Annotated in this window: 12 protein-coding genes; 6 read left to right on the top strand and 6 right to left on the bottom strand. The window is 34.1% G+C overall.

Annotation, left to right across the window (positions count from 1 at the left end; genetic code table 11):
* Positions 1 to 106: 106 nt before the first annotated feature.
* Both ACFO3N_RS00140 and ACFO3N_RS00135 read right to left on the bottom strand, forming a co-directional pair.
* Complete coding sequence (locus ACFO3N_RS00140; protein WP_379794674.1) at positions 107 to 589, bottom strand: dihydrofolate reductase; 483 nt, start codon at positions 587 to 589, stop codon at positions 107 to 109.
* 11 nt (positions 590 to 600) lie between these two features.
* Complete coding sequence (locus tag ACFO3N_RS00135) at positions 601 to 945, bottom strand: 2TM domain-containing protein (RefSeq protein ID WP_095928093.1); 345 nt, start codon at positions 943 to 945, stop codon at positions 601 to 603.
* Positions 946 to 1,184: 239 nt separating this feature from the next.
* Here ACFO3N_RS00135 and ACFO3N_RS00130 point away from each other — a divergent pair, with 239 nt between their 5' ends.
* Positions 1,185 to 1,481: an isoamylase early set domain-containing protein gene (locus tag ACFO3N_RS00130; protein ID WP_095928206.1), complete on the top strand. Its 297-nt coding sequence runs from the start codon at positions 1,185 to 1,187 to the stop codon at positions 1,479 to 1,481.
* A 38-nt stretch (positions 1,482 to 1,519) separates the two neighbouring features.
* On the opposite strand, the gene ACFO3N_RS00125 is transcribed toward ACFO3N_RS00130, so the two are convergent.
* The 4 genes from ACFO3N_RS00125 to ACFO3N_RS00110 all read right to left on the bottom strand — a co-directional run bounded on the left by ACFO3N_RS00125 (position 1,520) and on the right by ACFO3N_RS00110 (position 5,033).
* A complete protein-coding gene (locus ACFO3N_RS00125; protein WP_379794672.1) occupies positions 1,520 to 2,371 on the bottom strand; it encodes a thymidylate synthase in 852 nt (283 codons plus the stop codon).
* Positions 2,372 to 2,446: 75 nt separating this feature from the next.
* Positions 2,447 to 3,070: a bifunctional nuclease family protein gene (locus ACFO3N_RS00120; RefSeq protein ID WP_008466556.1), complete on the bottom strand. Its 624-nt coding sequence runs from the start codon at positions 3,068 to 3,070 to the stop codon at positions 2,447 to 2,449.
* 165 nt (positions 3,071 to 3,235) lie between these two features.
* The gene (locus ACFO3N_RS00115) at positions 3,236 to 4,204 is read right to left on the bottom strand and encodes an electron transfer flavoprotein subunit alpha/FixB family protein (RefSeq protein ID WP_379794669.1); all 969 of its coding nucleotides are present in this window, start codon (positions 4,202 to 4,204) and stop codon (positions 3,236 to 3,238) included.
* Positions 4,205 to 4,286: 82 nt separating this feature from the next.
* A complete protein-coding gene (locus tag ACFO3N_RS00110; RefSeq protein ID WP_281634704.1) occupies positions 4,287 to 5,033 on the bottom strand; it encodes an electron transfer flavoprotein subunit beta/FixA family protein in 747 nt (248 codons plus the stop codon).
* Positions 5,034 to 5,533: 500 nt separating this feature from the next.
* Between ACFO3N_RS00110 and ACFO3N_RS00105 the strand changes: the two genes are divergently transcribed.
* The 5 genes from ACFO3N_RS00105 to ACFO3N_RS00085 all read left to right on the top strand — a co-directional run bounded on the left by ACFO3N_RS00105 (position 5,534) and on the right by ACFO3N_RS00085 (position 13,231).
* Positions 5,534 to 6,511 carry a pyruvate dehydrogenase complex E1 component subunit beta gene (locus ACFO3N_RS00105; protein ID WP_008466560.1) on the top strand — a complete coding sequence of 326 codons (978 nt, stop codon included), beginning with the start codon at positions 5,534 to 5,536 and terminating at the stop codon, positions 6,509 to 6,511.
* Between the two features lie 69 nt (positions 6,512 to 6,580).
* Positions 6,581 to 9,082 (top strand): DUF5686 and carboxypeptidase-like regulatory domain-containing protein, encoded by a 2,502-nt coding sequence (locus ACFO3N_RS00100; RefSeq protein WP_379794667.1) that lies wholly within the window; start codon positions 6,581 to 6,583, stop codon positions 9,080 to 9,082.
* 247 nt (positions 9,083 to 9,329) lie between these two features.
* Entirely contained in the window at positions 9,330 to 9,929 is a 600-nt protein-coding gene (locus ACFO3N_RS00095; protein ID WP_379794665.1) for a DNA-3-methyladenine glycosylase family protein, read from the top strand.
* 111 nt (positions 9,930 to 10,040) lie between these two features.
* The gene (locus ACFO3N_RS00090; RefSeq protein WP_111288276.1) at positions 10,041 to 10,571 is read left to right on the top strand and encodes an inorganic diphosphatase; all 531 of its coding nucleotides are present in this window, start codon (positions 10,041 to 10,043) and stop codon (positions 10,569 to 10,571) included.
* Between the two features lie 113 nt (positions 10,572 to 10,684).
* On the top strand, positions 10,685 to 13,231 hold the full coding sequence (locus ACFO3N_RS00085; protein WP_379794663.1) for a sodium-translocating pyrophosphatase: 2,547 nt from the start codon (positions 10,685 to 10,687) through the stop codon (positions 13,229 to 13,231).
* The last annotated feature ends 115 nt before the right edge of the window (positions 13,232 to 13,346 follow it).

Here is a 13,346-nt window from a genome sequence, read left to right as displayed (position 1 = left end):
TGTTTCTCAACATTTGTGATTTTTTTAAACAAAATTTTTCTTGAGCGAGTTAAGCTTCACGTCAATTATTTAAAAACATCCTCCGTAAAAAGAGGATGTTTTTTATTTATTTTCTAATGTAAGTTTCATAAGTATAATCATAAAGATGTTTTTCGTCTTTATAATTTTCTTCAGATTCTACTAAAGTCCACTCACTTTTATTGATTTTAGGAAAAAAGGCATCTGCTTCAAAAGAATGATGAACTTTAGTTAATTCAATAATATCGGTAAACGGAAGGGCTAAATTGTAAATTTCTCCACCGCCTATAACATAGCTGTCGTCATTTTCAGGACATATTGCAATGGCTTTTTCAATACTATCTACTACGATGCATCCTTCTGGTTTGTAATTTTCTTGGCGAGAAATTACAACATGAACGCGGTCAGGTAATGGTTTTGGGAAACTTTCAAAAGTTTTTCTCCCCATAATGATATGATGACCTGTTGTTAGTGATTTAAACCTTTTAAAGTCATTTGGCAAATGCCATACTAATTCGTTATTTTTTCCAAGCGCATTATTTTCGGCTGAAGCCGCTATCATTATAATCATGGTATGCCTAACTAAATTTTATTTTCATTTTCTTCATTAATAGAAGATTCGAGCTGACTGATTCGTTTTTGCTGTAAAGCAACCAATCGATCAATTTGTTCTCTTTCCCATTTTTTATTCATAAAACGGTCAGTTATGTACACTTTTATAAAATGCAGAATAAAAAGGAAAAGCCAGATTGTAATTCCCCAAATACACCAGTTTTGGGTTGTGCCCTCACCAAAACCAAAAAATTTGTTGCCAATAAATAGGAATAAACTTCCTAGAAGGAAAAGAACAAAATGAAAATATAAGATTTTTTTTTGTCTTAACCGGCGTCTAGCGTATTCGTATTGTTCGTGTACTTCTTTTTCCATAAGATAAAAATGAGATTATAAAGTTAAAATTTATTTTCGAAAGTCCATATTTTGGATTGGGAATATTTGCTTTTAAAAATTATAAGAATTTGAAAAACAAAATTTTAACCACTTTAAATTACGGATAAAGCGAAAATAATATGTTGTTTTTGGTATTATCATAAATCGGTTCTGGGGTTAGTTAGTGTTTCGTTGAATTTAATTAATTTTAGATGTATAAATCTAAAAACGAAATAGTTATGTCTTTGAAAAAACAATTTATCAAAACGAAGCCGGTTGTTAAAGTTACATTTTCAATAGATGCCAAAGATGCTGATTCGGCAGCGGTGGTTGGAGATTTCAATAACTGGAATGCCTCAGAAGGAACTTTAAGCAAGTTAAAAAACGGAACGTTTAAAGCAACTTACGATTTGGTGAAAGATGCGATTTACGAATTTAAGTATGTAATCGACGGAAATTATGTTAACGATCCTGAAGCCGATTTTTACAAATGGAACGATTATGCCGGAAGTGAAAATGGAGTTTTAGTTGTATAAAAAAATCCGCTTAAATTTTTAAGCGGATTTTTTTATAATTATACGGCAACACTTCCTTTTATGGCTGGATGCGGATCGTAATCTACAAGTGTGAAGTCATTAAAATCAAAATCAAAAATGTTTTTAATCTCTGGATTTAAAATCATTTTTGGTAATGGTTTTGGTTCACGCGTTAATTGTAATTCCAATTGCTCAAAATGATTGTTATAAATGTGTGCGTCACCAAAAGTATGAATAAATTCTCCTGGTTCTAAATCGCATACTTGTGCGATCATCATGGTTAGCAATGCATAAGAAGCAATGTTAAAAGGAACTCCTAAAAAGATATCGGCACTTCTCTGATACAATTGGCAAGATAATTTTCCTTTTGTTTCACCTTTTTCAGGATCTGGGCTTGCTACATAAAATTGAAAAAAGGCATGGCATGGAGGTAACGCTGCTTTGTTATTGGCAACATTCTCTTCAAAAGACTTTTTAGTATCTGGCAAAACCGAAGGGTTCCAAGCAGAAACCAACATTCTTCTGCTATTCGGATTTGTTTTTAATTCTGTAATTAATTCAGAAATCTGATCTATTTCCTCACTGTTCCAATTGCGCCATTGATGACCGTAAACAGGTCCTAAATCGCCATTAGAATCTGCCCATTCATCCCAGATTTTGACTCCGTTTTCTTGAAGGTATTTTACGTTTGTATCGCCTTTTAAAAACCAAAGCAATTCGTAAATGATGGATTTTAAATGCAGTTTTTTAGTTGTAACCATTGGGAAACCTTCACTTAAATCAAAACGCATTTGGTAACCGAAAACACTTTTTGTTCCAGTTCCAGTTCGGTCTCCTTTTTGATTGCCGTTTTCTAAAACGTGTTTTACTAAATCTAAGTATTGTTTCATGTTTTGTGTATTCGGTTATTCGTTTAACTGTTTAATCGATTTAACGAATAAACAAATCAGCGATTAAACATATATTTATCTTCTAGAGATTTCGTCTCTAATTTTTGCTGCTTTTTCGTAATCTTCTTGAGAAACGGCTTGATCTAAAAGCTCGTTTAATTCCTGTAAAGAATGTTTTGCGTAAACATCTCCAGATTGGTTGCTTTCCTCTTCGTGTCCGAAAGTTTCAGGATTTGAAAGAACATCATCTATTTCCTGAGCTCCAGAATCTGTTTCAGCAGTATTTGATTTTAGATAAATACCAGCTTTATCTAAAATATTTTTATAAGTAAAAATAGGGGCATTAAAGCGCAATGCCAAAGCAATAGCATCAGAAGTTCTTGCATCGATAATTTCTTCGATTTTATCTCTTTCGCAAATTAAACTAGAGTAGAAAACACCATCAACTAATTTGTGAATGATGACTTGCTTTACTACAATATCAAATCTTTCGGCAAAATTTTTGAATAAATCGTGAGTTAAAGGACGTGGAGGTTTTATTTCTTTTTCTAAAGCAATAGCGATTGACTGGGCTTCAAAAGCGCCAATAACAATGGGTAATTTTCTTTCGCCATCAACTTCATTCAAAATTAAGGCATAAGCGCCATTTTGAGTTTGACTGTATGAAATTCCTTTTATGGATAATTTTACTAGACTCATATATGTTTGTAAAAAAGGTACTTAGCACCTTATTTTAATACTTTTTTGGTTTGAAAAATAAAGCTGCAATTTTAATCAAAAAATATGGAACAAAAAAGCTGCCTATAAACAAAGATACAACATCTTGTTTTTAGGCAGCAAAAAATTTAAAGAGAATTCTTTGTGTTAAGAATGCTGAGCTTTAAAAGCTTTTAATTTCTCTGTTAATTGTGGTACAATTTCAAAAGCATCTCCAACTACACCATAATCTGCAACTTTAAAGAAAGGTGCTTCAGGGTCGTTATTGATTACTACTTTTACTTTAGAAGAGTTAATACCAGCAATGTGCTGAATAGCTCCAGAAATACCGATTGCAATATATAAGTTTGTTGCAACTGGTTTTCCTGTTTGTCCAACGTGCTCGCTGTGAGGTCTCCACCCTAAATCTGAAACTGGTTTAGAACATGCGGTTGCAGCGCCAAGTACAGCAGCTAGATCTTCTACTAATCCCCAGTTTTCTGGACCTTTTAATCCACGTCCGCCAGAAACTACGATATCCGCGTCAGCGATAGAAACTTTTCCAGATACTTTTTCTACAGATTCTACTTTTACACCAAAATCATTGTCTCCAATTGTTGGATTGAAATCTTCTGCTGTAGCTGCTCCTTCGCTTTCAAAAAGACCATAAGAGTTTTTAGCCAAACCAAGCACTTTTACGTCTGTACTGATTTCTGTAATATTGAAAGCTTTGTTTGAGAAAGCATTTCTTTTTACTTGAAATGGAGAAGTGCTAACTGGCAACCCAACTACATTTGAAGCAAAACCAGCATTTAAAGCAACCGCCACTAGTGGTGAAAGATAAATACTGTCTGTTGTAGAAGAAAGCAATACTACTTTTGTTCCTTCTTTTTCAGCAGCTTGTTTGATAACATCAGCATAAGCTTTTGCATTAAAACCAGCTAATTTATCATTGCTTACTTTTAGAACTTTATCAACTCCGTATTTGCCTAATTCGCTTACATCGCTAATGTTTACAGTCAAAGCCGTAACAGTTGTTCCTAATGATTCAGCTACTTTCTTAGCGTAAGAAGCTAATTCGAAAGCAACTTTTTTAAATTTTCCTTCTGCAGATTCTGCATATATTAATATTGACATAATTTTTTTGTTTAAAGGTTATTTAGTTTCAGGTTTCAAGTTTCAAGTTTTAAACTGAACACTAAAAACTGATGACTGAATACTAGATTACTTTCGCTTCGTTGTGTAATAAATTGATTAACTCATCTAAATTATCTGCAGAAACTAATTTTACTGCCGATTTTGGAGCTGGTTTCTCAAATTTCACTGCTTTTGTATTTACAGCAGCATCAACTGGTTCAAGAATAGTAAGAGCCTTAGTTCTTGCTGTCATAATTCCTCTCATGTTCGGGATACGTAAATCTTTTTCTTCAACAAGACCTTTTTGGCCTCCAATGATTAAAGGAAGAGTCGTGCTTACTGTTTCTTTTCCACCGTCGATTTCACGAACAGCTTTTACGTTATTTCCGTCAACTGTAAGAGCTGTACAAGAGTTTAAGAAATTAGAACCTAAAATACCAGCGATCATTCCAGGAACCATTCCTCCATTATAATCTAAAGATTCTTTACCAGCAATTACTAAGTCGTAACCACCGTTTTTAATAACTTCTGCCAATTGTTTTGCAACAAAAAAACCATCAGTAGGGTTTGCATTAACACGAATTGCTTCGTTTGCTCCAATTGCCAAAGCTTTACGTAAAGTTGGTTCAGTATCAGGACCTCCGACGTTTACAACCGTTACATTTGCGCCTTGTTGTTCTTGGAACCAGATAGCACGTGTAAGACCGAATTCGTCGTTAGGGTTAATTACATATTGTACGCCATTGGTGTCAAATTCTGAGTCACCGTTGGTGAAGTTGATTTTTGAAGTAGTATCAGGCACATGGCTGATGCAAACTAGTATTTTCATAAGTATATATTTTGAATTTATAATATGCTTTTACAAATTTAGAATTTAATTTGGAATAATTATACTATGCACGCATAATATTTTTCAAAACTATTACGATTTCGAAGATTGTGCAATTTTGTGGGATTTTCATCGTAATCCAAAAATGAAATGATAGTCATTTTGTCTGATTGTTAGGAATTTTGCAATGGCTGATGGTTGGAAAGCGAATTAAATTTGTCTTATAAATACTATTTTTTGGTTTTCTGCGTTATGATGAATGAATTTTGGAGAGATAAGAATTAAACAAATCCATAAAACTTTGTCTGAAAAATATTTTGAGGAGATTAAGTGTGATTTATACGTTATTATATCGATTTCGTAATTATCACAATAAAGATTAAAAAGTTAAAACAAGAGAACAGATAGAAGTTCATGCGATTTTAAATTCAATTTATGCTTTTAAGTTATTTAAAATATTTATTTTTGCTCTTCAGAAAATTCAACATACAATATAAAATATGAGAACAATACAATTTAGAGAGGCCATTTGCGAAGCGATGAGTGAAGAAATGCGTCGCGATGAATCCATATATTTAATGGGAGAAGAGGTTGCAGAATACAATGGAGCTTACAAAGCTTCTAAAGGAATGCTTGCTGAGTTTGGTGAAAAGAGAGTAATTGATACTCCAATCGCTGAGCTTGGATTTTCAGGAATTGCAGTAGGTTCTGCAATGAATGGAAACCGTCCTATTGTAGAATATATGACATTCAACTTCTGTTTAGTTGGTATTGATCAAATTATAAATAACGCTGCTAAAATGCGTCAAATGACAGGAGGACAGTTTAATGTGCCTATCGTTTTCCGCGGACCAACAGCTTCTGCAGGTCAATTAGGAGCTACTCACTCACAAGCTTTAGAAAACTGGTTTGCTAATACTCCAGGTCTTAAAGTTGTTGTTCCTTCAACTCCTTACGATGCAAAAGGACTTTTGAAATCTGCTATCCGTGATAACGATCCAGTTATTTTCATGGAATCTGAGCAAATGTACGGTGACAAAGGTGAAGTGCCAGACGGAGAATACACAATTCCTCTAGGTGTTGCTGATGTTAAACGTGAAGGAACAGATGTAACAATTGTTTCTTTCGGAAAAATCATCAAAGAAGCTTTTATCGCTGCTGATGAATTAGCGAAAGAAGGTATCTCTTGTGAGATCATCGATTTAAGAACAGTTCGTCCAATGGACAAAGATGCAATCTTAAAATCGGTTAAAAAAACAAACCGTTTAGTAATTCTTGAGGAAGCTTGGCCAGTTGCCAGCCTTTCTTCTGAAATATCTTATATCGTGCAAGAACAAGCGTTTGACTTCCTTGATGCGCCAATTCAACGTATTACAACTGCAGATACTCCTGCACCGTATTCTCCAGTACTGCTTAAAGACTGGTTGCCAAATGCAGGTGATGTAGTAAAAGCAGTAAAAAAAGTATTATATAAATAATACAAATACAAAATACTCATAAAACTTCATCAGACAAACATGGATTGGTGAAGTTTTTTTTACTTTATAATGAACAAATTAACTCTACTTCTCTTATATTTTTTATTTGCATTTGCGAATGTTGCTACTGCACAAACTAAGGTGAGTGGAGTTGTTTTGGACAAAACCAATCAGCCAATACCTTTTGCAAATGTTGTATTTAAAGGTTCTAATATAGGAATCGTTTCTAACGAAGATGGACATTTTTATTTAGAATCTCCAAATACGTATACGGCACTTATTGTTACTTCTGCAGGATTTTCGGATAAAGAAGTTCCTTTAGAAAAAGCAGTTAATTATAATTTCAAAATTGTTTTAGGCGAAGCCGAAGCGCTAAATGAAGTTGTAATTTATACGGGTAAAACTTCTAAAAAGAACAATCCCGCATTGGATATTTTAAGAAAAATCTGGGAAAGAAAACGTAAAAACGGACTTTATCAGTTTAATCAATATCAAATGCAGAAGTATGAAAAAGTAGAGTTTGACATGAACACTATTGATAGTGCATTCATGAAAAACAAGCTTTTTAAAGGAATGGAGTTTATCTTTAATCATGTTGATACTTCAGATGTTACAGGAAAAACGTATCTGCCAATTTTTATCAACGAATCGGTTTATGATGTTTACGGTGATAATAAATTAAAGAAAGTAAAAGAAAATATAACAGGAAATAAAATGTCTGGTTTTAATGGAAATCAGCAAATTCTATCCTTTGTAAAAGACCTTTATTCAGAGTATAATATTTATGATAATCACCTTAAATTTTTTGATAAAAGTTTTACAAGCCCACTTTCAAGAACAGGAATTGATGTTTACAATTATGTTTTAAAAGACAGTGCATTTGTAGATAAAAAATGGTGTTATAATATTGTCTTTTATCCTAGACGTAAAAATGAATTAACTTTTAAAGGAGATTTTTGGGTTAACGATACCACTTTTGCGATCAAAAAAATTAATATGGGCGTAACCAAAAGTGCCAATATTAACTGGGTAAAAGATATTTATATCGAACAGGAATTTGACGTGCAAAACGATTCCATTTTCCTTTTGACGCGTGATTATATGATGTCTGATTTTGCTTTAAATAAAAAAGAAAAATCAAAAGGAGTTTACGGTAAAAGAACCACTTTATATCGCAATCATAAATTCAATATTCAGAAACCCGAGAAATTTTACAAAGAAGAAGTCAATTTTATTGATAATGCAGTTTATGATCGACCGCCTGAATTCTGGGACGAAAATCGTTTTGAAAAATTAAATAAAGACGAACAGGGAATTTATAAAATGCTCGATACACTGCAAACGGTCAAGCGATTTAAGCAGTTGTATAATCTCGTCTCTATTTTAGGAAGTGGTTATGTTGAGTTTAAAAACTTCGATTACGGACCAATTTTTTCAACCTTTGGGTATAATGAAGTCGAAGGTTTAAGGTTGAGAGTGGGAGGAAGGACCTATTTTGGGCCAAATGACCCCTGGCGTATTCAAGCCTATACAGCTTACGGATTTGATGATAATAAATTCAAATACGGAGTTTCTGGAAAATGGATGGTTGACAAGAAAAACCGTGTTATTATCTCTGGAGGAAATAGGCGCGATATTGAACAAATTGGTGCAAGCTTAACTACAACAAATGATGTTTTAGGGCGAAGTTTTGCTTCTTCTGCTTTGTTTACAACGGGAAGTAATGGTAAGCTGACTAACATTAATCTGAGTAATGTTTCTGTTGAAATGGAGGCTAAAAAGAACTTTATAGTTCAGGCTGGTTTCTCTTATCGAACATTAGAATCGGCATCAAAAACATTTAGTTTAGATTATTATTCGACTTTACCAACTCCTGAAAATCCAGCTGGAGTTATTGAAAATGCAGTAAAACAATCTGAAGCCAATATTCAATTTGAATATATGCCTAACCGCAAAACTATTGGTTATGGTGTTGAAAGAGATTTAGTTGATAGTCCTTTTAGTCATTTCTTTGTGAATTTTAGTTATGGTTTAAAAGGAGTTTTTGACAGTGATTTTGCTTACGAAAAAATTCAAGTTTTCTACAGACAGCCAATCATTATTGGACCTTTAGGAAGAAGTAATATTACAGTTGAGACAGGAAAAACATTTGGCACAATTCCGTTAGGGTTGATGAGTGTAATTCCTGGTAACCAGACTTATTTTACTATTGAAAATACATTCAGTAACTTGAATTTCTACGAATTCGTTACGGATCAATATACGACCCTGCAGTGGAATCATGATTTTGGAGGAAGATTATTCGCAAGAGTTCCTTTTATGAGAAAACTGAATTGGAGAGAGTTTGTTGGAGTAAGAGCGGTTCATGGAACAATTTCTGATGCCAATCGCGCAATCAATGCTTCTGGATTACCTTATAATGCTCCAGAAAAAGTGTATTGGGAGTACCATGCAGGAATTGGAAACATTTTTAAAGTTTTTCGAATTGATTTTTCTTGGAGAGGAAATTATCTAGATATGCCAGATGCTCACAAATTTGCAGTAAAAGGATCTTTTGGATTCTATTTCTAGTGGTATTTAGGGGCAAAGGTTCAAAGTTACAGAGTCGCAAAGGTTTAAAATCTTTGCGGCTTTTTTTGTGTTTTAATATTTTTTCTCACGCAGATTTTGCAGATAGGGCAGATTTGAGATTCTTTAGAATTTTTAATTTATCTGCTAGATCTGCAAAATCTGCGTGAAAAAAAACTTAGCGACTTGGCGTCTTTGTGAGAACTAATTTCATTTTTCTTATTTTTGGTTTACTTTCAAAACCAAAACCATGCAAGAAGCCATTGATTTTCTTTCATCTAAAAATCCAATATTTCTTGAAATCATAGAAAAATACGGATTGCCTCCAATTCCAAAACGTCCACCAGGTTTTGAAACTTTGGTTTTGCTTATACTCGAACAGCAGGTTTCTATTGATTCGGCGAAAGCTACTTTTTTAAAAATAAAAGCGTACAAAACTTGCAACCCTGAAAACATGGCCGTTTTGTCTGATGAAGAATTTAGAAATCTAGGAGTAAGCCGTCAGAAAACAAAATACATCAAAATCTTAGCGGAAGCAGTTTTAAACAAAGAATTAGATATTGAAAGTTTAGCTTTGAAATCTGCAAAACAAGTTCGCGAAGAACTCATTAAATTAAAAGGAATCGGTAATTGGACTATCGATATTTATTTAATGTTTTGTCTAGCAGAGCCCGATTTGATTCCGCTTGGCGATATTGCAGTAATCAATACCATCAAAGAATTGCTTAATATTCACGATAAACAGGAAATGGAAATCCATGCAGAACAATGGAGTCCGTATCGATCTTATGCGACTTATTTACTTTGGCATTATTATCTTAAGAAGAGAAATCGAAACATTGCCTATTAAATGCTTGTATTTTAAACTCTAATGGCGATAATTTAACCTTGTTTTTTGTTGTAGAACTAGATTCTTTAGTTATTTTTGCAACCGAAATTATAGAAATAATAAAAAACGAAAATGACCGCAGACAAATTAACGACTTTCGATGTATTAATCGAAATACCAAGAGGAAGCAGAAATAAATATGAGTACGATTTTGAAATCAAAAGAATGCGTTTTGACAGAATGTTATTCTCTTCAATGATGTACCCAGCAGATTACGGATTTATTCCAGAAACTTTAGCTTTAGATGGTGATCCTCTTGACGTATTAGTTTTGGTAAACGAACCAACTTTTCCTGGATGTGTTATGGAAGTTAAGCCAATCGGTGTATTCCACATGGCAGATGATAAAGGACCAGACGAGAAAATTATTTGTGTACCAGTTTCAGATCCAATTTGGAATTCATTAAATGATCTTTCTGATATTAACCCACACTTAGTAAAAGAAATTGAGCACTTTTTCCAAGTTTACAAAGATCTTGAAAACAAAAAAGTAGACGTTGAAGGATGGGGAGATGTTAAAGAAGCTTACGATATTATCGCAGAGTGTACAAAGCGTTTTGATGATATTGAAAATAAACCGGCTGGATTATTTAGTATTAAATAATTTTAACCGCATTCTAATATAAAAAAAGCAATACTACCGTCAGGAGTATTGCTTTTTTGTTTAAATTCGTTTTAGTTAGATTGTTGACTATTAACCAAAACCATTAAAATATTATGAATGCATTTATGATTTACCTGCCCATTGTAATGGCAGTTTTAGGATTACTTTTCATGGGAATAAAAAGGACTTGGGTTTTAAAACAAGATGCTGGAGACGGTAAGATGAAAGAGATTTCAGATTACATCTACGAAGGAGCCTTAGCCTTTCTAAAAGCCGAATATAAACTATTAACCATCTTTGTAATTATTGCCAGTTTAGCTTTGGCAGGAATTACTTTTATTCCTGGAGTAAAAACACATTTATTAATCGTAATTGCATTTATTTTTGGTGCTTTATTTTCAGCTTATGCTGGAAATATCGGAATGAAAATAGCAACTAAAACAAATGTTAGAACCACCCAAGCGGCGCGTACTAGTTTACCGCAAGCTTTAAAAGTTTCTTTTGGCGGTGGAACTGTCATGGGGCTTGGTGTTGCTGGTCTAGCCGTTTTAGGTTTAACATCCTTTTTTATCATTTTCTTTCATTTATTTTCTGATGGAGTTTGGAAAGATACAGATACAATGACAGTTGTCTTGGAAACTTTAGCAGGATTTTCATTAGGAGCAGAATCAATCGCTTTGTTTGCCCGTGTTGGGGGTGGAATCTATACTAAAGCGGCCGATGTTGGAGCCGATTTAGTTGGTAAAGTAGAAGCAGGAATTCCAGAAGATGATCCTCGTAATCCCGCTACAATTGCAGATAACGTTGGAGATAACGTTGGAGACGTTGCAGGTATGGGAGCCGACTTATTTGGGTCTTATGTAGCAACAGTCCTTGCAGCAATGGTATTAGGAAATTATGTTATAAAAGATATGGGCGGAAGTATTAATGATGCTTTCGGCGGAATCGGCCCAATTTTGCTTCCAATGGCAATTGCTGGTTTCGGGATTATATTTTCCATTATAGGAACACTTTTAGTGAAAATTTCAGATGATAACGCCAAAGAAGCACAAGTTCAAAAAGCTTTAAATGTAGGAAACTGGGTTTCGATTTTTTTAACAGCTGTGGCTTGTTTCTTCTTGGTACAGCACATGCTTCCAGAAACGATGCAGATGAGTTTCTTTGGAGAAGGATCAAAAGCGATTTCCTCAATGCGTGTTTTCTACGCTACATTGGTCGGATTAGTTGTTGGTGGAGCTATTTCATCTGTAACAGAATATTATACAGGATTAGGAACAAAACCAGTTTTGGCAATTGTTCAAAAATCATCTACAGGAGCAGGAACAAACGTAATTGCTGGTTTAGCAACAGGTATGATTTCTACTTTCCCAACGGTATTATTGTTTGCTGTGGCAATTTGGATCTCCTATGCTTTAGCAGGATTTTATGGAGTAGCTTTGGCGGCTTCAGCCATGATGGCCACAACTGCCATGCAATTAGCAATTGATGCTTTCGGGCCTATCTCTGATAATGCTGGAGGAATTGCTGAAATGAGCGAATTGCCAAAAGAAGTTCGTACCAGAACCGATATTTTAGACTCAGTTGGAAATACAACAGCAGCGACAGGAAAAGGATTTGCTATTGCTTCTGCAGCCTTAACTTCATTAGCATTATTTGCAGCCTATGTAACTTTTACAGGAATAGACGGAATCAATATTTTTAAAGCTCCAGTTTTAGCGATGTTATTTGTCGGTGGAATGATTCCTGTAGTTTTCTCGGCTTTAGCAATGAATTCTGTTGGAAAAGCGGCAATGGATATGGTGTACGAAGTTCGTCGCCAGTTCAAAGAAATTCCTGGAATTATGGAAGGAACAGGAAAACCAGAATACGGAAAATGTGTTGAGATTTCTACAAAAGCTGCTTTACGAGAAATGATGCTTCCAGGGATTTTAACGATTGGTTTCCCAATTTTAATTGTTCTTATAGGAAAGTTAGTTTACTCAGACAACAATCAGTTAATTGCTGAAATGTTAGGAGGATATATGGCAGGAGTTACGGTTTCTGGAGTGCTTTGGGCAGTTTTCCAAAATAACGCAGGAGGTGCTTGGGATAATGCTAAAAAATCTTTTGAAGCAGGAGTAATGATCAACGGAGAAATGACTTATAAAGGTTCTGATGCACATAAAGCTGCAGTAACAGGAGATACAGTTGGAGATCCGTTTAAGGATACTTCTGGGCCTTCTATGAATATCTTGATTAAATTAACTTGTTTGATTGGATTGGTAATTGCTCCAATTTTAGGCGAAGGTCACGCGCCATCAGATATTGCTACAAAAGCTTCTTGCTGTGCTAAAACAGAAATGTATGCAGGAATTTCTAAATGCGGTGATATGTCTGGAATGACAAAAGAAGAATGTATTAAAATGTGTAAAGAAAAAGGTTGCTCTGAAGAAGAAACAGCTAAATGTTTAGCTCATTTTGATGAAAATGGAAATCCGTATAAAAAAACGGATTGTTTTGACACCAGTAAATACGAGAAAAAATCGGTTCGTGTTGAGGTTAAAAATATAAACGGAAAAGCAACTGGAACGGTTACCAAAACTGAAAACGGTAAAACAACCACAGAAGTTTTTGAAGGAACAGAAGAAGAAGTACAGGCAAAAGTTAACGCTGTACAATAATATATACTTACTATCCTAACAGGTTTCCAAAACCTGTTAGGTATGTTTTTTAGGATATACTTTGAAATTTGATATAGATACCTAACAGGTTTTGGAAACCTGTTAGGATAATAAA

This window comes from Flavobacterium chungangensis (genome assembly GCF_042654045.1).
Taxonomy (GTDB): Bacteria; Bacteroidota; Bacteroidia; order Flavobacteriales; family Flavobacteriaceae; genus Flavobacterium; species Flavobacterium chungangensis.
The sequence above is the reverse complement of the archived record's forward strand: the minus strand, read 5'-3'. Positions and strand labels throughout refer to the sequence as shown.